The sequence below is a fragment of the Stenotrophomonas sp. C9D9 genome (genome assembly GCF_056491205.1).
Window position 1 is genome coordinate 1 of the sequence record NZ_JBSZIF010000007.1, and the last position, 21,040, is coordinate 21,040.

General features: G+C 65.8%; 8 protein-coding genes. 7 read left to right on the forward strand and 1 reads right to left on the reverse strand.

Going from position 1 to position 21,040, the window contains the following annotated elements; all coding sequences use genetic code 11:
* The 7 genes from ACXI0D_RS20960 to ACXI0D_RS20990 form a co-directional block, all read left to right on the forward strand.
* Positions 1-222: hypothetical protein (locus ACXI0D_RS20960; protein WP_479643116.1), on the forward strand; the 222-nt coding region annotated here is incomplete at its 5' end.
* Between the two features lie 109 nt (positions 223-331).
* Positions 332-973 (forward strand): hypothetical protein, encoded by a 642-nt coding sequence (locus tag ACXI0D_RS20965; protein ID WP_479643117.1) that lies wholly within the window; start codon positions 332-334, stop codon positions 971-973.
* A complete protein-coding gene (locus tag ACXI0D_RS20970; RefSeq protein ID WP_479643118.1) occupies positions 970-2,355 on the forward strand; it encodes a hypothetical protein in 1,386 nt (461 codons plus the stop codon). The genes ACXI0D_RS20965 and ACXI0D_RS20970 overlap by 4 nt, the downstream gene beginning before the upstream one ends.
* Positions 2,348-3,547, forward strand: a complete 1,200-nt coding sequence (locus ACXI0D_RS20975; RefSeq protein ID WP_479642754.1) for a hypothetical protein — start codon at positions 2,348-2,350, stop codon at positions 3,545-3,547. Before ACXI0D_RS20970 ends, ACXI0D_RS20975 begins: the two co-directional genes overlap by 8 nt.
* Complete coding sequence (locus ACXI0D_RS20980) at positions 3,547-5,460, forward strand: hypothetical protein (RefSeq protein WP_479642753.1); 1,914 nt, start codon at positions 3,547-3,549, stop codon at positions 5,458-5,460. The genes ACXI0D_RS20975 and ACXI0D_RS20980 overlap by 1 nt, the downstream gene beginning before the upstream one ends.
* Positions 5,461-5,477: 17 nt before the next feature.
* A complete protein-coding gene (locus tag ACXI0D_RS20985) occupies positions 5,478-6,986 on the forward strand; it encodes a hypothetical protein (protein ID WP_479642752.1) in 1,509 nt (502 codons plus the stop codon).
* Positions 6,987-6,989: 3 nt separating this feature from the next.
* Positions 6,990-20,672: a PLxRFG domain-containing protein gene (locus ACXI0D_RS20990; RefSeq protein WP_479642751.1), complete on the forward strand. Its 13,683-nt coding sequence runs from the start codon at positions 6,990-6,992 to the stop codon at positions 20,670-20,672.
* Here ACXI0D_RS20990 and ACXI0D_RS20995 read toward each other — a convergent pair whose 3' ends face one another.
* Positions 20,673-20,993 (reverse strand): hypothetical protein, encoded by a 321-nt coding sequence (locus tag ACXI0D_RS20995; protein WP_479642750.1) that lies wholly within the window; start codon positions 20,991-20,993, stop codon positions 20,673-20,675.
* Between the last annotated feature and the right edge of the window lie 47 nt (positions 20,994-21,040).

The window sequence follows — 21,040 nt, forward strand, 5'->3', positions numbered from 1 at the left end:
TTCCGTTGCGCGGAAACCTACAGCCTGTGGGGGAAGAAGGTGGAGGTTCCTTCCTACGGTTATCAGGAGCTCGAGCGCCTGGCTGTGGAGCCCCTGCAGGGCTTTCCCGAACTGCGCAACCCTACAACAAGCGGACAGGCGGCCGAGCGCGTCTATTCGCAGTACACGCTGCTGCGTCCGACGATGTACTCCGGTGCGATGCGGGGGCTTGTGCAGCACTGATGGGCTTCGGCCGCCAAGCGCCGTCAGCCGCCCGCGAAAGAGGGGACAGGCACGCGGGCGGGAAGTCAGCCTGTACGAGGAGATCCGCAGCGAGCCAGCGCAGACCGACGTGGACGGCGGTACCCCGCCATCATCCCGCTCCAAGTCCACATACCTCAGGGAGGTGGCCAATGAGGGGCTGCAGGTTCGCTACGATTGGAAGTTCTACCGCACGCACGGTCTGACGCGGGCAGCGGATGGCCGCTGGTGGTTGGTGGAGATCAGTGGCAGTGCGGGAGTGATCGCGATGCCGCTGCCGCTGCATGACGCCACGTTGAGCAGCACCTTCCGTGAGCTGCTCGAGCAGCGCGGAGACGTTGACGCGCTCCACCTCCTCGAGCAGTTCGGAGGCTTCCCGACAGGCGAGCCGTTTCCAAAAGCAGGATCATTGGAATCATGGATCCGCGCGGGGCGAGTTGTGCGCCTCGCGGCGCGAGCGGACCTCGCTGACTTCTATCGTCACAGTCCCTACTCATCGGACATGGGCTGGGCGTTCAATCTGCGTGGCGACGAAGCGCACAACACAGCATGGCGCTTTGGGGATGATGATCTGCAGCGGGGCGTGCACTACGCGATCAGCCTGCAGATCGGCGCTGTTCGGCCAGTCATAGAGACTGCCGACAGTCTGTTGTTGAAGCGCCTCGAGCGCATGCGCGACGCTGGCTTGTTCCAGATGGAATCGACGCGGCAATCTGGAAGGCTGCGCGTATGACGGCAAAGCAGCGTGCCTTGGCGACAGGTACCGATGAGGCGGTGTTCCGCTATGTCGACGCATTGGTGTTGGAGCCGATCGCCGTGGGGGGCGCTCGAGTGAGCAGGGTAAGCGAGGGCTTCCTGTGGTTCTCCCCGGCGGCCAAACAGGACAACGGGAACGTCATCAGGTTCCCCGAAACGCTGCTGGGCCACCTGGTCTCCCACTCCATGCAGCCTGCGTCGCGGTTGGCGGAGCAGCCGGCCCTCTGCCACACGACCATGCACGTCTTCTTCGCCGGAAATGACCTGAAATGGGTCAAGTTCTACTGGGTGCGGGACTCAAACGCTCCTGCACAGAACACCAGCGACCTTGAAGACTGCATGTACGTCGGTCAGTGGAGTGCGCACGACGAGGTGGGCACGCGGCGTGTTCCGATGATGTTCTACACGAATGATTTCGACCACCGCGACGAGCTGCCTGCCGGGACCGCAGACACCGACATCGTGAGCAAGGATCTTGGCTACTCGAGCGTCGACGTGATTGATTTCGGGCCGCCCTACGCGAATGAGGGCACAGTGACGCGTACCAAACGATTCCTTCGCCGTACCGATGTGAGGCGGGTTTCATCGCCGGACCTCGGTAGCGGCGTGGCGGTACCCTTCGGCGATCGCGAGAGCTACTACTACGCCTGGCGCCGCAGCCACGCCGGCACCGAGCGTGAGGTTCAGCACGAGTATCGCTATTTGCTTGACCCACACCACTACGAGCACTGGCGGAACCGCGCTCCGTGGTCGGGCGGAGAGTGGTCAAGCGGCGTAGGCTGGCCACCGAGCGAGGGTGAGGAACCCGGTACCAGCTACTGGATACGCCTCGAACAGCATCCAACCGGCTACGGCCCGGTGACTCAGCGCACTGTGTGCACGCCCGGCGTCCGCCACGCGCACTACAACTGGCTCGCCGGCACGGCCTGGCACGACGGCAACAGCTACAGCCCCTACGACTGCGGCGATGCCGCCGATGAGGGACCGTGGCTTTCGGGCGGCGAGCATGCGACTTCACTGGCGTACTCCGTCCCTGAACCCCCGCTCCCCGCGCCGGTTAGGGAGTTGTCACCGCCGGGAGGCGAGTACGAGGTGTGGTGGATCAGCAGCTCGACTTTGGGGCAGATACGCACGCACCGCGAGGAGGAGCTGGGGTTCGGCCTTTGGGCTACCCCGTCACCGACGGTGGATACCAACCTGACCCAGTACATCGAAGCGACCTACAACTGCCTGGGCGAGGCCACGTCTGCGCGGTATGGCCTGAATCTCAACGGCGGAAGCCGAGCGGTGGGTGTACCGCAGTACCCAGGCATGGAGAGCCGCCCCCTCACCTACATCGGAGTAATCGACGGTGGCTGAACATCAGTGCCTCATGCTGGAAGACGGGATCTACCATTCCGAGCAGTGGCTGATCGCGAGGAATGACTTGCTGGCCGACGCTGGGAGCGTGGTAGAGGCATACTCTTTCGGCCTGTCCGTGTCGCTGCGCGACTCTGCCTTGGTGCTCGAGAGCTACATTGGAATTCGAACTCTGGGGCTTGCTGAGGCCGGGACGTGGCAGGAGGTCTACCGACCGGTCGCCTTGCCCGAAGCTGTGCTGCTGGACCGTGGAAGGATCGGCGAGCGGTGGACGACGCGGCGGTCGGTCACGATGTCGGACGCCGGTGCCTGGGGAGAATCGTACGGCGGCAACAGCCGGCTGGCGATGCAGGAGCGCGGTGCATTTTCCGAGCAATACATGCCGACCGGATCGCCGTCCGCAATGCTTGCGGACATCGCCAAGGGGGTAGAGCGGTACTCAAGCGCCCGCACCGGAGGCTTGGCCGAGCTTGGTCATTGGGACGAGCTCTTCACTGCAACGCGTAGCGCGCTTCTGGCCGATGCTGGGCGACTCGGTGAGATCCTCTCGGCGGAGGCCAATGCGATCGTGTTCATCCGCGAGCGCGGCGTGTTGGCTGACCAGTTCACGGGAATTGGACGGCCTCGCGGAACGCTGGTGGATGCTGGATGGGGTGAGGAGCGATACCTGCCATCGCCACCGATGCCGGCCGGGGATGGGCATACCGCGCGACGCGTCGGAATGACCACGGCCTGGACTGCAAACACCGACACCTGGGCCATGAGCCGCTACACCGATCTTCCGATGAATTCGCTGGCGGTGATTGACGGCGTGTTGTACGGCGCCAGCGATGCCGGACTGTTTCGCCTTGAAGGCGAGGACGACTTCGGGCTGCCGATCAATGCGCACGTGCGGACTGGCAAGCAGGCCCTGACCGGCGAGCAGACGGCGACGATGCGAATGGTGTACGCCGGCGCAACCACCGATGGCCGGTTGCAGTTGACGGTGGATGCCGCCCCCAAGGGGGTGCCTGTGTTCTACACCTACGATTTCGAGCAGCGCCTGGCTGAAGACCTGGCGCCCCAGCGGGCAAAGTTGGGGCGAGGCCTGAAGTCTCGCTACTGGCAGGCGACCATCGGCAACAAGGCCGGTGCTGACTTCACGATTGACAGCGTGTCGGTGCTCGATAGCGCCGGCCAGAGGAGGGTTTGATGGACAACTCGATCGCACCGTCGAATGACACGAAGAATGCCTATCAGGAGGCCATTCGGAACGTCAACAACGCCATGGAATACATGATGGGTGCGGCCGGCGAGTGGCTGGGCCGGACCGAAACCAGCATCCACAACCTTGGACGCTGGACGCCGGCGCAGGAGCTGACGCCACCGGATATACGGCCCAGTGAGGTCGTTGTTGGAGATATGCCGACCTTTACCCCGCCCGATCCGAACTTGCTGGGGGAGGTGGGGGAGGTTGTGCCGCCGCCCTACGAGGATCTGCTGCACCTTATCGATGATCTTGATCTCGATGATCCTGGTCCGTTCCAGCCGAGCGTTGGCTTGCCGGTGATGCCGGCTACTCCGGCGCCGCTGAACCCTGGCGCCGCCCCCGAGCGGCCGGCGGTGAACCCGGTCGAGTTGCCGGTTGAGCCGGATCTGACCTTGCCTGCGGCGCCCTCGCTGGAAGCGCTCACGTTGCCGCCCGTGCCACAGGTGGACATTCCACCGTTCGATGTGGAGGAGGTGCCCACGTTCAATACCGATGTTCCGAGCCTGCGGTTCGACTGGCAGGAGCAGGAGTATTCACCGATGGCGCTCAACGAACTGTCGGCCAGCATCAAGAAGATGCTCGCCGGCGGTTTCGCGATGCCACAGGCGGTGCAGGAGGCGCTATGGGCGGCCGCAGTGGAACGGGAGGATGCGACCGCGCGTAAGGCGATCAGCGCGGCGGCTGATGACTGGGCGGCGCGGGGGTACACCATGCCGCCGGGCATGCTTGTGGAGCAGGTGAACGCTGTTCGGGAACAGGCGGCGCTGAATGCCAATGGTCACAGCCGGGATGTGTTCTCGAAGGCTGCAGAATGGGCGATTGAGAATCTTCGAACTGCGGTTGCGCAGGGTATCGCCTTGGAATCGATGTGGTCGCAGCATTGGCAACAGACCGCGCAGAGGGCCTTCCAAGGCGCCGAGGTGGTGCTCGGTGCGATGAAGGATGAGTTCAACCTCCATGCCGCGGCATTCGGCCTGCGGCTGCAGAGCATCCAAGCCAAGCGGGAGGTGTTCGAAGCGCGGCTGCGTGCGGAGTTGGCCAAGCTGGACATTCTGCGTGCGCAGATCGAAGCGGAGCAGTTGAAGGGCACGATCAATGAGCAGAGGGTTCGGATCTATACCAGCCAGCTCGAGGGAGTGAAGGTGCTGGCCGACATGTTCAGTACGCGGCTGCATGGGGCAAAGATCCGGTCGGAGATCGAGCGCGACAAGATCGACGCCTACAAGGTGGATGTGGAGGCCTGGGATGCGCGCCTGAGTGCGGAGAAGACCCGGTTTGAGGTGTACGACTCACAGGTGCGAGGTGAGGTGGCCAAGGTTCAGGCCTTCGAAGCCGAAGCGCGGGCCTATGCCGCCACTGTCTCTGCCGCCAGCGATCGCAACAACTCAAGACTGCGCGTGATCGAGGCGAAGCTGAGCGCCACGGATGCCAGTGTGCGGAAGTTCCTGGGCCTACTGCAGTCTCAGACAGCGGTAGTCGCCGCGCGAAAGGACGCGATCACTGCGCGGGCTCAGACCTATGCCGCTGATACGCAGCGATGGGGCGAGCAGATGCGGTATGCCGGCCAGGCTGAGGAGATCCGGGTGCGCGCCCAAGAGGCATCGGTGCGCAACAACATCGCGTACTTTGAGGTGGTCAGCCGCCAGTTCGAAGCACGCATGCAACGTCTGCAGCAGGTCGCGCTGGCCCTGAAGGACGCGATGAGTTCGGCGGGCCAGATGTCCGCTCAGATGGCCGCCGGTGCGATGAGCGCTATCCATGCCTCCGCATCGATCAGCGGCAGCGGCAGTGCCAGCGATTCGACTTCGGTCAGCCGCAGCTACAACTATTCCGGCGAGATCGCCGACGCCTCGTAACCACGAAAGGAACCGCCATGGCAAACGACCAACAGAAGCCGTATCCGCAGGTCAGCAGCAACTTCGCGCCTGCAGCGACGGCAAATCTCACTGGCGCCGACTACCGCGTAGGCCGGGGCCTGAGCGGCGGCGCGGTACCGTCACTCCAAGCGGCGGCCGGGCAACCGGCGGCTGCCGCAGCACCCGCGCCAGCGGCGGGAACGCGGTTTGGCCGTGGGCTGCGCAACTGGGCCGACGAAACCGAGAAGGTGCACCGTCGAACGGTGAATGCCGGGCTGGGGGCAGCCGAAGGTCTGGCCAACGCCGCTCTGGTGCCCGGCCGCACGCTTGGCGGCTTCGCTCGAGACGCCGTGAGCGGCTTCAATGGCACTGAGCACCCGGATGCCGGCAAACCGCTCAACCTGCGGGTCACGCTGCCCCGATTGAGCGCAGCGGCGGCCGCGCCAGCGGCGGGCGCCGTTTCAGCGGACAGCCCGGCAGCACCAGCCGCTACGAGCGCAGCGCCTGGCCCGGTGGGAGCTGCTGCGGCATCGCCGCAGGGTCCGACGGTGATCGTGAACGATGGCACGGTTGGGGCGCCGGAGAACCCCTACCTCAAGGCCGATCCGAAGGCTCTCGTTCCGGGTATGCGAACGCTGGACGGCCAGCCGGGCGGAGTTGCCTCGCGCATCGGTGAACACGGCGAGAACGTGTACGACAACGCGAGCCTGGCCCGCCTTGGCCAGAACGAGAATCGCAACACGCTGGGCGCATTCGACGCGCGCACCGTTGGCGGACTGCCCGCCAGCCTGCCCGTGGTCGGCGCCGGGGCCGCCGGTACCGGCGCGGCGGGCGCGGTCATCGGCATGCCCGGTGAAGCTGAACGGCGAGCGGCAATGCGGCAGAGCGAGCTGGCCACCGATCTGCGGACCAAGGGGCGCGGCAGCCCGAGCATGCGCCGCGCGTTGATGGATCAGTACCAGGCGGAGCAGGGCAACGCGGTCAGCATGGCGAACAACGCCGCCAAGATTGCCAGCGATGAAGGGCTGGCCGGTGCGAACCTCGCCGCGCGCTCCGCCGAGGCTGGCGCTGATCGGCAGCTTCGCGGGCTGGGTCTGGCGGCAGACATTGCGCAGCGCAACCAGCAGGGCCAGCAGGTGGCCCGCATGCTGACGGGTGCCGATGGAAATGCCTATGGGCTGACCAACGACGGCACCGTGCGGCAGATCACCGGCGCCGATGGCAAGCCATTCCGTGGGGCGGCCGACGCTGCCGGGGCGATCACCCCGAAGGTGCGACTCGACTTCCTCGGCGAGCAGCGCAAGAGCATCAACGATTCCTTGGGGCTCAGTGCCGAGGAGAAGGCATCAGCGCTGGCTGACGTGGATGCCCAAATTGCTACACTCCTCGGCGGCAATCAGGTTCCACAAGGCGGACCTACGCCGCCGGAGGCGGCCATTGCCCAGTTGCGAGCCAATCCTGGCACGCGCGCCCAGTTCGACGCCACGTTCGGCGCTGGCGCAGCGGCCCGTTACCTGGGGAAATAACCGATGTCGCAGGACAAGAACCCTTACGAGCAGTACGTTCAACATGCGGCACCAGAGGATGCGGCGAGCAACCCTTATGCCGAATACGCCCAGCCTCGCCGGCTGAGCGGCGCGGCGGCGACCGAGCCGAAGGCGGCCGGTTTCGGCGAAGCCGCTTTGCGCGGCTTCAAGCGCAGCCTGCCAGAGACGAAAAGCCTGCTGTACGGCGCAGCGGCCGCCACCGGCGGTTTGGTTGGTGCCGATGGCCTGCGCGACTGGGGATTGGAGAACTACCAGCGCGTGCAGCGTGAGGAGGTTGAGCCGCTGCAGAACAACTCCTCGTTCAAGGGCTCGATTTCGGGCGACGCGTCCTTCGGTGAGTGGGCTGGCGATACCCTGGGTAACTTCGGTGGCCAGGCCCTTCAAAGCCTGGCCGTTTCTGCGGCCGGCGCCGCTGCAGGTGGTGCTGCCGGCGCTCCTGCGGGCGGTGTTGGTGCTGCGCCCGGAGCGGTGGTCGGCGCCGTGGGCGGCTTGGTCGCCAAGACCGGCGCCAAGAAGATCATCAACGCAGAAGTGCGCAACCTTGTGGAACAGCAGTTGGCCAAGGGCGTCGGTCTCGAGGCGGCGGAGCTGGCGGGATCACAACTGGCGAAGAAGCGCCTTGCACAGCTTGGCGGGGGCGCCCTTGCCAACACCGGGTTGAACGTCGGGCAGGAAGTGGGAATCGCGTACACGGGCCGAGCGGATGATGCCGCTGAGGCCGGCGAGGCTTTGACCAGCGGAGACGCCGCGCGCGCGATCGCTTGGGGTGTACCGGCCGGCCTGGTGGACTCTGCGGCCGAGGGCCTGATCGCGGGCCGGCTGTTCCGAGGCGCCTCCGCGAGCCCGCAGATGGGGCGCCGCATGCTGACAGGTGCGGTGGAGGGGGCGATCACCGAAGGTGCCACCGAGGGCGTGCAGGCGGTGATGGAGCGCGCTGGCGCGCGGCAGGCGCTGACTGGTGCTGAGGCCTACGACGACTACCTCGAGAACGTCGCCGCCGGTGCGCTGGGCGGCAGCGTGCCAGGCGCCGCGTCTGGCTTCCGCCGCAGGCTGCCGCAGAACGCGCCGGAGGAGCAGTCCAGCGTTCCGCAGCAAGCTCCGCTGGCGCTGCCCCCGCCGGAGGCGGTCACCGTCGACCCCGAGGGGCAGGCGGTCACTGCGGCCCAGGCGTATGCGCGCGACGCGGCTGATGCGGCATTTGCTCAGGAGCGGCAGAACATCGGCCTGACGCCGGATGTAAATCAGGCGCGCGCTCAGCACCCTGCGGCCGCGCCGGTAGCCACTCCGACGCTGCCGGATGGAAGCCCGGTACCGGACGCCTCGAATGGCCCCCTGTCGCGCGCAGTGAATGTTGCCGTGAACAACGGCGCAGCGCAGGCTGCCGCCGACGTGCAGGCTATGACGGCCGCATTGCAGGGCGAGCCCGTGCCCCCGCGCCAGGGCGAATTGATCGAGAGCACCGCGCGTCGCTTGCCGTCCGCGCCGCGCGGCGTGGATCCGGCAACCGGGGAAGTGCTGCAGCGGCCGGGTGCTGATGAAATGCGCTCCTTCCTGCATCGGCAGATGGAGACGAATGGACGCATGCCGGCCGTGAGCACGCTGGCGCGCGCCATGGGTGTTGATGCGCCCGAGGCCCAGCAGGTGGTGAGCGATGTGTTCGCTGATCGCCGTGCCCTGAACGAAGAGGCGAAGACCAATGCACGAGCTGCCGGACGATCCGAAGCCGGACGAGGCGACCTGGCGCGCGGCGCTGTGGAAGCTGGCGGGGTTCCAGTCGAAGGTGTCGCTGTTCCGCAGCCTGTTTCTGGCGCAGAAAGCACCCGCAACGCCCCCGCCACCGCGGCAGTTGAGCGGGCGGCGACTGAGCCCCTGAGTGCTCCGTCGGTCGTCCAGGCCGCCGCAGCAGAGGCTGCGACGAGCCCGGCGAACGCGCGTCCCGAGCCGACCGAGGCGCAGAAGGAGGCCGGCAACTACAAGAAGGGCCATGCGCGTGTGGCTGGCCTGGATGTGTCGATCGAGAACCCGGCCGGCACCAGCCGCCGCCCCGAGTGGCCGCCGCTGCAGGACCACTACGGGTATTTCAAGGGTTCCAAGGGCGCCGACAAGGACCACGTGGACGTGTTCATGACGGACCGGGCAGAGGACGAGAGCCTGCCCGTTTTCGTGGTGGACCAAGTGAACAAGGATGGCTCCTTCGATGAACACAAGGTGGTCATGGGGGCGCCGTCGGAAGCGGACGCCCGACAGACCTATCTGCGCAACTACGAGCCGGGCTGGGATGGCCTGGGCGGTATCACGCAGATGTCGCAGGAGGAGTTCCGCCGCTGGGTGAAGGATCCGAGCAGGACGACCGTGCCCGCTGCTGTCCAGCAGGATCAACAAGCGGCACCTGGTCGCGCCGCGATCGACACCCGCGAAGTAGATCGAGTCATGGGCGCAAAGGCGTCCGAGCTGACCACCGTGCGCAACGTCCACGGCGAAGCCTTCAAGGTGCGCAAGAAGGATCTGGAAGGCTCCCGCGTGCTGCTGCCGACGTACGACGCCAGCGGCAAGCCCCGTATGACCAAGCAGGGCGTAACGCGCCTGCACCGGGACAACATCGCCAGCGATGAGCAGGTGGCCACCTTCAACGCGGGTGCGAAGACGATCACGCGTCACGGTGCCCGCAATACGAAGGAAGAGGGTTTTTCCAAGCCCGAAGTAGTGCAGCGCGAGATCAAGCGGCGTGGGCTCGATCCGGCCAACTATGAGGTGCGCAAGCACTTCGGCGGCTATGTGGGGGTGCTGAAGGAGGCCCCGGACACCGCGATCAAGAGCCAAACGCCGACGGCCGGCAACGAGGGCCGGGGTGCCCAGCCGACCAGCAAGGGCGACGGCGCCGCGCGCACGGAAATCCATCGCAAGATCGACCAGGAGTTCGCGGAGAACCTCGAGGCCATCGCAGAGGAGGGCATCGGCGCCGGTGACACCGTGAAGTTCCGCTCCGGCGATGAGACCCTGGCTGCGGAGGTGATGGAGATCGACAACGAGCAGGGCACGCTGCAGGTTCGCCTCGAGAACGGTGCAATTCGCATCGTTCCCGGTCGGGTTGCGGTGAAGCCCGGTGGCGACGCCGCGCCGACGGGCAAGCCGGAGAAGAAGGCCAAGAAGGCCGCGCGCGCTCCCGAGGCAAGCGCGAACACCATTTTCACGGAAGATGCGGCCGAGAGGGCGCGTGCGACTCTTCGTTCCAAGCTGAGCCAGCTCAACTCCGGGATCGATCCTGAGATCCTGCAGGCGGGCATCACGCTGGCCGGGTACCATATCGAGAAGGGCGCCAGAACCTTTGCGGCGTACGCCCAGGCGATGCTGGCCGACCTTGGCGAGGGCGTGCGTCCATACCTGAAAAGCTGGTACATGGGAGTCAGGTTTGACCCGCGCGCAACCGATTTCGAAGGGATGGACAGTGCGGCCGCCGTTGAATCGGCCGACGTGGACGCAATCGCCGCTGCTGCGGCACAGACCGAGTACACCGAGCAGGGGAATGCTGATGAGCAACCGACTGGACCCGAACTGGGTGCGGCAGATCAAGCAGGAGCACAAGCGCCTGCAGGCCGACGAGGACGTGATGCACAACCAGGAGCTGCATCGGCGGATTCTGGCAACGTGGAAGGAAACCAACCCGGAACTGCTGGCGAGCCTGCAGCGCGAGGGGATGGCCGACGCACTGGCGTACGTGCTGCAGCAGAGAATGTGGACGGAGCAGGACGAGCTGATGGCAGCCGGGCTACCGGTGACCGACGCGCGCGAGCAGGCCGAGCGGAACAACCTGATGCGGGATCCCAGCGCCGCGGCGTAGCGAAGTCGCCGGCGGAGGTCAGCCCGGCCAATCCTGGGCCGGGGAACTTCCACATCGCGGATCCGACGGCAATCGCTGGTGGTGGTCCGGTGGCTCGCTTCAAAAAGAGCCAGGCCGCGATCGAGCTGTTCAATGAGCTGTCTGCCGTGGGGCGAGAGCCCACGATTGAGGAGCAGGCTGTCCTTGCTGGCTACACCGGCTGGGGCTCCTTCGGCCAGGAACTGTTCCAAGGCACGTGGGAGCGCCCCCGACCGAAGGCCGGATGGGAGCAGCGCGACGCGTGGCTGAGGGAGAACCTTGGCCGTGAAGCATGGGAGAGCGCGCAGCGCTCGATCACGAATGCTCACTACACGGACCCGCCGACGGTTGCCGCCATGTGGGACATGGTGAAGACCATGGGCTTCCAAGGCGGCCGCGTGCTTGAGCCGGCAATGGGCATCGGCAACTTCTTCGGGCTGATGCCGCAGGCACTGCAGCGGCGCAGCCAGCTCGCCGGCATTGAGCTGGACCAGACCACGGGCGGCATGGCCAAACTGCTGTACCCAAGCGCCAACGTGCGGGTGATGCCGTACCAGGAGTCGAAGACCCCCGACAACTTCTACGACCTGGTGATCGGAAACTGGCCGTTCGAGAACACTGTGATTGCGGACCGGCGTTACCAGCGCCTGAACCCGCACCTGCATGATTACTTCTTCCTGAAGGCCCTTGACCAAACCCGGCCGGGCGGCCTGGTGGTGGGCATCACGTCCGCCGGCACCATGGACAAGAAGGGGTTCGGCGTCCGCGCAGAGCTGGCCAAGAAGGGCGAGCTGTTGGCCGCATTCCGCCTGCCGTCCGGAGCGTTCGAGGAATACGCCGGCACGCAGGTGGTCACGGACATCCTGATTCTGCGCAAGCGCGACGTGCCGTTGGCGCAGGCGATGGACGCCGGATGGATTGAGTCGAAGGAGCTGATGACTCCGGCCGGCGAGCCGGTACTGGTCAACGAATACTTCCACGCCAATCCTGACCACGTGGTGGGGAAGATCGACCACGGGCAGGGCGCCAACAGTGCTCGGCCTGGGATGCTGGTGCGCCGGCCGGCCGACATGGGCGCCGAGCTGCAGCGCATTGCCCGCCTCGTGCCGAAGGGGGCGTACCAGATGGATGCGCGCCCGGCGCAGGTCAGCTACATCACCAACCACACGGCCGATCGCGAGAACGCCCTGACCAAGACGGAAAAGGGATTCTTCATCGTGCGCGGCGAGCACCTGGCACCGGCCAGCGAAGTGATTGCCTACGCCGTCAAGGATCCGGCCAAGACGGCCGCGCGCGAGCGCCAGCTCTCGAGCCTGATCGACATGCGGCAGCAGTACGCGGCACTGATCGAGGCGGAACGAGCCGGTACCGACGCAGATCAGGCGCGCACGGCGCTTCGGGCCCTCTACGATGGCTTCGTGCAGGAGCATGGCCGGCTTGGAGCGAGCTACGGGCTGCAGTACCTGCGGAAGGTGGACGATCCGTTCTATCCGGCGCTGGCGGCGCTCGAGGTTCCGGATGGTCGGACGCAGGGCTTCCGGCCCGCCCGGATCCTGACAGAAAGCACCACGCGCGGCGCTCGCCGCATTGAGAACCCCAGCGTGGCGGATGCCTTCGTGCTGGCCCGCAATCGATCGATCAACCCCAGCGCCGCCGAAATCGCCGAGATCGCCCGCCGCCCCGAGGCCGAGGTCAAGGCCGAGCTGATCGAGCAGGGCGCCGTGTTCGAGCTTCCTGGCGGCGACATCGTGCCTTCGGACATCTACCTATCGGGTAATGTCCGCGAGAAGCTGCGGCAGGCGCAGGCAGCCGTAGCGGAGGGCATGGGACACATTCAGCGCAACGTGAATGCGCTGAAGGACGTAGTGCCTGCGGACATCCCCTACTACAAGATCGAGACGCAGCTCGGCGCCACTTGGGTGCCGGTAGATGCCTACCGCGACTACATCGCGCACATGCTCGGTACCGAGAGTGCACAGGGCGTTGAAGTGTCCTTCTCGGCCGGCCGCTGGCGGGTCCGAATTCCCGATTCGATGAAGGGAAGGGCGGAAGCCCGGACCAACTTCGGCACCGACAAGGTGCCGTTCCAGCGCCTGATGAACGCGGCGATCTCGAATCAGACCATCACGCTGCATCGCCCTGCCAGAGACGGCGGAGGCGTGGATGTCGACGCAACGAAGGAGGTGACGGAGAAAATCGCCAACATCCGCGGTCGCTTTGCCGAATGGTTGTGGAGTGACGCCGAACGCAAGGTGGCGGTGGAGCGCGAGTACAACGAGGTCCGCAACGCCTACGCAACGCCTAAGTTCGACGGTTCCTTCCTGAGCTTCGAGGGTATGGCGCTGTCGTTGGGCAGCGGCCCGTTCGACCTGCGCGACCACCAGCGGAACGCCATCTGGCGAGGCCTGGTGATGCGCAAGTCCATCAACGCCCATGAGGTGGGTACCGGCAAGACGTTCACCATGGGCGGTATTGCCGTTGAATCGCGGCGCTACGGCATTGCCAAGAAGCCCTTGCTGCTGGCGCACAACGCCAACAGCGCCAGCGTCGCTGCCGAGATTCAGATGATGTACCCGGCTGCGAAGGTTCTGTATGTGGACAACCTGTCGCCGGCGACCGTCGATGTGAAGCTGCGCCAGATCGCCAACGACGATTGGGATGCCGTGGTACTGCCTCATTCCCTGATGGATCGCCTGACGTTCCGGAAGGACACGCTGATGGGATTGGCAGCGGAAGAGATCGCCCAGCTCGAGGAGGCCGCGCACGAGGCCGCCAGCGATGATGGAACGAAGCTCACGCCCGAAATGCTGGCGGACGAGGATGAGCTGAAAAAGCTGCGCTCGCCAACGGCGAAGGAGCTGGTGAAGATTCGCAATCGCATCCTGAACTCGATCCAGATCCAAGCCGACCGTGCGTCGCGGCCCGGCGCCATCCCGTTCGAGGAACTGGGGATCGACATGGTGCTGGTGGATGAGGCCCACGAGTTCAAGAAGCCGCCGTTCACCACCAAGATGCGCATGAAGGGCTTGCAGACCCAATCCTCAGCGCAGTCGATTGGACTGAACTTCCTCACGCGCTACGTCCGCACCAACAACAACGGCAACAACGTGCACCTGTTCACGGGCACCCCGGTCACCAACACCATGACCGAGGTGTTCCACCAGATGCGGTACGTGATGGCGGAGGAGATGGAGGCGGCCGGCGTCGACCAATGGGACGGCTGGTTCGGATCGTTTGCGCGCGAAGTGCAGGATGTCGAGCTGAACGCCGCTGCCGAATACGAGGCGGTCACCCGCCTGGCCGCCTTCATCAACGTGCCCGAACTGCGCCGGATGGTCGGGCAGTACATGGACGTGGTGTTCGCCGATGACATGCCGGAAATGCGCCCGCGCCGTACGGCATCTGGCAAGCGCCTGGGCGACAAGACGCTCACCGAGGCCGAGAGTGCCGAGCTGCTGAACGGCCGAACGGAGGGGGCAAAGGATCGGCCGTACAAGAAGGTGGTTGTCGAGACGGCAGACCTGACCGCGCCGCAAAAGGCTGCCTTCGAGCGTATCCAAGGGTATGCCCGCTCCTGGCGGGGCATGAGCAGCAAGGCCCGAAAGGAGGCCATGCTCGCCGGTTTGCCGGAGTCGCCCATCATCACCGAAGGGCTGGCGAACAAGGCAAGCCTGGATGTGCGCTTGCTCGACGGCGAGAAGTTGGCCGGCCGAGAGGGCCGTGTGGAGGATGACCCGAACAGCAAGGCCAGCCGACTGGTGCGTAACGTCGCGGATCTCTACCGCAGCCATCCGGAGGCGAACCAGGTCATCTTCACCGAGCTGGGGATCTCGACCACCGCCACCCGCAAGGTGGGCCCGGTGGGGGCGCGCATGGACCAGCGCTACAAGGTGTTCTCCACGATCCAGGACGTGGTGGCTCGTCTGGTCGAGCAGGGCATCCCGCGCGAGCAGATTGCCCTGGTGGATGGGTCGACCAGCAAGGAAAAGCGCAAGGAAGTTGCCGACCGCATGAACCGGTCGGAAATCCGTGTGGTCATTGGCAGCACCGCGTCGCTGGGTGTCGGCGTCAACATGCAACGCAATCTGCGTGCCACGCACCATCTGGACGCACCGTGGATGCCCGGCGACCTCGAGCAACGCAACGGGCGCGGTCATCGACAGGGCAACCAGTGGAACACGGTGCTCGAGTATCGCTACCTGACGGACCGACTCGATGGCCGCCGCTGGCAGGTGCTCGCGGTGAAGGATCGCTTCATCAAGGCGTTCCTGCGCTCCAAGGGCGATGAGCGAGTGATCGAGGGAGAGGCGGCAGCGGAGGAGCAGAGCGACATCCTGCAGACCTTTGCGGAGGCGGCTGGCGATCCGCGCATCCTGATCCGGGAAAAGCTCCGCAAGAAGATCGAAGGCCTGCAGTCGAGGGAGCGCCTGCACAGCCGCGGCATTGCTGATTCGCAATCGAAGATTCGCTCGATCAGCAACCGTGCGGACCGCAATGAGGTGGTGCTTTCGAAGATCGAGAAGGCCGGCGCGGTTGACGCCGTGGACACCTTGGTGGCGATGAATGCCGGCAAGGGCTTCTCCATGGACGTTGACGGCGGGGTCCATGCCGACCGGAAGGAAGCGAGCGAGGCGATCGGGAAGTGGATCTCGGCCAACATGCGTGTTGGTGACGGCCCGGAGCGAGTGGCCACCTACGGCGAGTTCCCGGTGAAGGCCATGTGGGACCGCTACGCGGAGGTGCCGCACCTGGTGCTGGATGTGCGCGGCGTCGAGATCACGTCGAACCAGCCCACCGTGGCGAGCCTTGAGGCGGCGCTGCGCCGATACCCGGTTGAAGTGCGGGAGCTGGCCGAAGGCATTGCCGAGGATCGGGCGACGGCGGAGCGGTTGCGCAAGGCCACGACGGAGCCGTTCCACATGGGCGACCAGCTCAAGGCGGCCGAGAAGGCGCTGGTGGAGCTTGAGCGCGACATTCAGGCCAACCCGGTTCCACCGCCGGCATGGCTCCGCAGCGGCGCGCCCGTCGAGACTGAGGTGGTTTGGAACGGCAAGACGTTCGAGGTGACCGGCCACCGGTGGACCGCTGACGGCTGGTTCGTGGTTGGCCGCGACGCACGCGGCGAGGTGGCCATTCCGTATGCGGAGGCGACCGACGGGCAGGGCATGCCGTTGTATGAGCCGCGCACCTTCGAATCCCCGGTGCTGGTGGACAAGAAGGCGGCACCGGCTGAGGCCGTGAAGCTGTCACGACCGGCTGAGGTCGCCACCCGCGGCATCTCGGCGGCCCAGGCCAAGAAGGCGATCAGCACGGTTACTGCGAAGTGGGGCGGCGAGGCGCCGGCAGTGGTGGTGCTGGAAAGCCATGCCGATCTGCCAGCGCGGGCAAAGAGCGATCCGGAGTACGTGAGCGCGGAGGGTTTCTACGACGACTCGACCGGGACCGTCTACCTGGTGGCCAACAACCTGAGCAGTCCGCAGCGCGCCCTGCAGGTGCTGTCGCATGAGGCGGTGGGGCATTTCGGTATCGAAGCCATCACTGGCGACCGGACGTGGGCGGACATTGCGCGGACGATTGACCGCATGCGAGCCGGAGGAAAGCATGCCGCCCTGTTTGCAGAGATCGACCGCCGCTACCGTGGCGCGAATCGGGAAATCGGCATCCGCGAGGCCGTGGCCGTGATGGCCGAAAAGGGCGTCCGCAACAGCGTGATCGATCGAGCCATCACGGCGGTGCGCAACTTCCTGCGGCAGCTCGGGTTCACGCTGCAGTTGAGCGAAGCGGAGCTGAGGCAGCACGTGGTCGCGGCATCGCGCTATGTCCGAGGCGGAGCGCGCCCGCGCGCAAGCAGCGCAGGCGCCGGCCTGGCCTTCTCCCGCACTGCCGGCGATCCCAACCAGTCCATCCCGGTAGTCGATGTCACGGTGGGCGACATTCCGCCGGATCTGCCGCCGAAGGAGGCCCGTCGCGTAGCCCGCGACTACCTGGTGCGCATGCGCGATGCCGGCACGGTGATGCACAACGACGACAAGGGCTGGGACATCGGCCTCACCCGCCGTTCGATCAATGAGCTGGTGAGTTTCCGGCCCGAGAAGCTGCTGCTGGTTCCGGCGCTGCCGCAGATCACGAAGGCGGCGGTACTGGGGCGGTCACGCCCGAACGCGGACACATCTGCGGTGAACCCGTCTGGCGATTCGGTGGTGGCCTATCACGACTTCTACGCACCGGTCCGGATCGGCGGCGAGCTGCGTGTGGCCCGCGTGGTGGTGCAGGAGCAGCGCAACGGGAAGTTCGCCTACGACCTGCAGCAATCGGATGTTCTGGAAAACGTAAGCCCCGCAGAAGCCGTGCGCGAACCCGGTCACATCCAAGGCGCGTCACGGCCCACAACGGGGCTCACGGCGCTGACCCTATCGCAGTTGCGGGATGCGGTCAATTCCGTGGATCGCCCCGGTTGGGTTATGTCAAGGCCCGATCAGGTCCGCAGCCCCGAATTCAGGGAATGGTTCGGTCGGTCGCAGGTGGTCGATGCCAGCGGCGACCCCAAGGTCGTGTACCACGGTACCGGCGAGGAGTTCTGGTCGTTCGATCCGGCCAGGCTGGGCCGTTCAACTGGGCACATGACGGCCCCGCTGGGGTTCTTCTTCGATGAAAGCAAGGCGAAGGCGACGCGGTACGCCGAGAAGGCAGCAGACGGCGTGCCCGCCGATGAGCGCGTGATTGACGCGTATTTGTCGCTGCAGAATCCGAAGGCCATGACACTCGATCAGTTCCTCGCGGTCGATTCCTTCGAGGAGGCGAGGGCGCTTCGCTCGGCCCTCAAGGCCGAAGGGCACGACGGTATCCACGTGGCCGAAATCGGCCAGTGGATTGCGTTCGATCCGGGCCAAGTGAAGTCGGCCACCGCCAACACAGGCGCATTCAACTCGCGTAACGCGGACATGCGCTATTCGAAGCCCGATCCGGCGGCCACTGTCGCGGCCGTGGACGCCGCGTTGGGTGGACCGTCGAGCCGGGTGGCGGACAAACTGAAGGCCATGTTCCGGGGGCTGAAGCCCGAGAATCTGCGCGAGAACACTCGGCCGGCCTGGCTCGGTGCGCTGACCCTGCGGCATCTGGCCGAGTTGGGCAACGACCTGCACCTGCAGCAGGTGGCGGCCTACGCGGACCGTGTGCAGCAGATGGCCACCGACCGCAACATCATGCAGGAGGAGGCCGCAGGAACCGCCGATTCTTGGGAGAAATTCCAGCGCAAGGACCGCGCCGGGGCTGATGCGACCGCGAACCTGATGCACGACACCACCATCGAGGGTGTCGACCCGTCCCAAGACTATGTGCCGTTGCGTACCGGCGCCACCCGCCGCGGTCCCGACGAGATCGTCACCCCCGCCAGCATCGAGCGCCGCAAGGCCTCGGTGGCAGAGGACATGCGCCAGGCGCGATCGTCGGAGGCAGTGGGCCGCCTGGAGGCCGAGCTGCAGGCACTGGATGACTTGCTCGCACAGGAGCAGGCTCGAAAGGCGGTCTACCCCGAGTTGGTCCGGCGCTTCCTGGCGCTGCCGGCCGCCGGCCAGCAGCTCTACCGCACCGCCAAGCAGGCCTACGTTCGCCAATCGGAACAGATGGAGCAGGCCCTGATCGACCGCATTGAAGCACTGCAGGCCGACCGGAAGTCCAAAGCGACGATGGTGAGCCAGATCCGACAGCAGTTCGAGTCGGCGCGTTTGAATGGCCCCTACTTCCCGCTGCAGCGCTTCGGTCAGTTCTGGATCTCCGCCACGGACGCTGCTGGCGAGCCCGCCTTCCTGATGTACGAGAAGGTTGAGCAGTGGCGGGAGGCACAGCGGGAGCTGCCCGCGCGCGGCTTCACCGTGAAGAAGGCGGGCCGCAAGCTCGATGAGGCCCGCAGCCTGGCCGGTGCCAGCGGCGGTTTCATGGCCGACCTGCAGGAGCTGCTGGCCAACGCCGGCATTGACGAGAGCACACGCGACGACGTGTACCAGCTCTACCTGCGCACGTTGCCGGAGCTGTCGGTGCGAAAGCACCAGATCCACCGCAAGGGCACGGCCGGCTACAGCGCTGACGCCCTGCGGTCGTTCTCGTCAAACCTCTTCCACGGCAGCTTCCAGGTCGCGCGGCTCCGCCATTCCCACGAGCTGGACGCCGATCTGATGGACATGAAGGCAGCCGTTGACCGGTTGACCGAGAGTGATCCGGAGCGGGCGGCAAAGGGGGCGGCGCTCTACAGCGAAATGAACAAGCGGCACGAGTGGGTGATGAACCCCAAGGACTCCAAGACGGTCAGCGGGCTGACTTCGCTGGGCTTCGCGTGGTACCTGGGCACCACGCCGGCGGCCGCACTGGTCAACCTGTCGCAGACGGCCATCGTTACCTTCCCGGTGCTGGCCGCCCGCTTCGGGGTCGGCAAGGCGTTCTCGGCCCTGTCGTCCGGGATGGGCCTTGCGCTGCGCACCGCGACGGGCGACATCACCGGCAACCTCAATGCGGAAGAACGTGCGGCGTACCACGTCTGGCGCACGTCGGGCGCGATCGACAAGTCCCAGGCACACAACCTGGCTGGCCTGTCGGAAACGGACACCCGCGCCTTTAACCCTGCGGTGCGCAAGGGCATGCAGGTGATCTCCTGGCTGTTCCACAAGGCGGAGGTAGTGAACCGAGAGGCAACCGCGTTGGCGGCCTTCCGCCTTGCGCGCCAAGGTGGCCAGACGTTCAACGAGGCGGTGAAGTACGCCGGTGATGTGGTGACGGAGAGCCACTTCGATTACAGCAACGCCAACCGTGCGCGCTTCATGCAGAGCAACGCAGCGAAGGTGCTACTGCTGTTCCGGCAGTACAGCCTGAACATGACGTGGTTCCTGTGGAGAAACCTGTACCAGTCGATCAAGGGCCAGGCACCGGAGGTTCGCCGCGAGGCGCGCACGAAGCTGGGTGGGGTGCTCGGCATGACTGGCCTGTTCGCTGGCCTGATGGGCATGCCGCTGACCTCGGTGATGTTCGGACTGGCTGATGCCGCGGCGTCGGCGTTCGGCGATGACGACGACGAGCCGTTCGATTCGGAGGTGGCATTCCGCAACTTCCTTGCCGATCTGCTGGGCGCCGATGCGGCCAGAATCTTGGCAAAGGGGCCGGTCGACTATTTCACCTCGGCCAGCATCGGCAGCCGCGTGAGCCTCAACGATCTCTGGTTCCGCGAGCCCAACCGGGAGCTGGAAGGCAAGGAAATGGCCGACTATCTGCTCGAGCAGGCTGGCGGCCCGTTGTTCGGCGGGATGCTGGTCAACACGCTGCGCGGCCTGGCACAGGTCCAAGAGGGGCACACTTGGCGCGGCGTCGAGACGATGATGCCCAAGGCGGTCAAGGACGGCATGAAGTCGGTCCGCTACACCACTCAGGGCGTCAACACCCTGCGCGGCGACCCTGTGATCGAGGATCTTGGGGTAGGCGGTTCACTGTTGCAGCTCGCGGGATTCTCGCCTGCGAGCCTCAACGAGCGGTACGAAGGCATCAACGCGGCCAAGAACTACGAAAAGCGCCTGCTTGACCGCCGCTCATCGCTGCTGAATGCCTACGCGATGGCGTGGCGGGCGGGGGACGCCGATACGGTCACGAAGGTGTTGGGCAAGATCCGCTCGTTCAACGAGGCTCAGCCGGAGCTGGCGATCAACACGTCCACCATCCGTGACTCACTGCAGGCCCGCATGCGTTACAGCTCCCGAGCTGAGGGTGGCGTTGTGCTGAACCCGAAGATCGCGGACAAGGCGCGGGAGGAGGCGCGCTTCGCCGAGTAGTCAGCGCCTGGGGCGGAGCATCCTCTCGGCAATGATCGGGAGGGTGCATTGCCTGGGGTCGGCAGGATGCCCGACGTAGCCCGTCGGGCACCCGCCGAAGAAGCCGCGCTTCACGAACTGCGGCACGTCCTTTTCACAGCGATCCACATTCGCCGCCGGCGCGTGCTGCCCGTCGGGGCACAGCTTGAAGCACGACTTGCCGACCGGCTTGAAGCCTGCAGCGCACTGCGGCTGCGCGTAGCGCGCATATGGGTTTGGTTCTTCGGCAGCCGCAGCGGTGGCTGCCAGAGCCAGAGCGAGCGCGGCGATGATGCGGAACATGACGATCCTCCTGATGTCAGGAGCGAATGATCGCCGGGCGCGGCCGG

Excerpts from the sequence above, each read along its gene's own strand:
- ACXI0D_RS20995 (WP_479642750.1), bottom strand. The coding sequence starts at position 20,993 with ATGTTCCGCATCATCGCCGCGCTCGCTCTGGCTCTGGCAGCCACCGCT.
- ACXI0D_RS20990 (WP_479642751.1), top strand. The coding sequence starts at position 6,990 with ATGTCGCAGGACAAGAACCCTTACGAGCAGTACGTTCAACATGCGGCA.
- ACXI0D_RS20970 (WP_479643118.1), top strand. The coding sequence starts at position 970 with ATGACGGCAAAGCAGCGTGCCTTGGCGACAGGTACCGATGAGGCGGTG.
- ACXI0D_RS20985 (WP_479642752.1), top strand. The coding sequence starts at position 5,478 with ATGGCAAACGACCAACAGAAGCCGTATCCGCAGGTCAGCAGCAACTTC.
- ACXI0D_RS20980 (WP_479642753.1), top strand. The coding sequence starts at position 3,547 with ATGGACAACTCGATCGCACCGTCGAATGACACGAAGAATGCCTATCAG.